Annotated in this window: 1 protein-coding gene; it reads right to left on the bottom strand. The window is 74.7% G+C overall.

All coding sequences use genetic code 11. The features are described 5' to 3' along the window. Positions 1-224, bottom strand: a 224-nt coding sequence (locus PUR61_RS00040) for a hypothetical protein (RefSeq protein WP_329874305.1), incomplete at its 3' end; no start/stop codon positions are given. Positions 225-237 lie beyond the last annotated feature (13 nt).

Here is a 237-nt window from a genome sequence, read left to right on the forward strand (position 1 = left end):
AGCACGGTGGTGACTTCGTCGCGGTCGCGGCGCAGCAGCGGCGCCGTGGCGGCGTCGGGCTGCTGGACGAGCGCGGACAGGACCGCGTCCGGGCCGAGTTCGACGAACCTGGTGACGCCGTCGAGGGCCGCGAGGGCGTCGGCGAAGCGGACGGGCTTGCGGACCTGGTCCACCCAGTACTCCGGGTCCGACCACTGCCCTAGCCCGACCGGGCGGCCTGTCACGGAGGACACCGCC

The sequence above is a fragment of the Streptomyces sp. BE20 genome, from assembly GCF_036322525.1.
In the GTDB taxonomy this organism is placed as follows: Bacteria; Actinomycetota; Actinomycetes; order Streptomycetales; family Streptomycetaceae; genus Kitasatospora.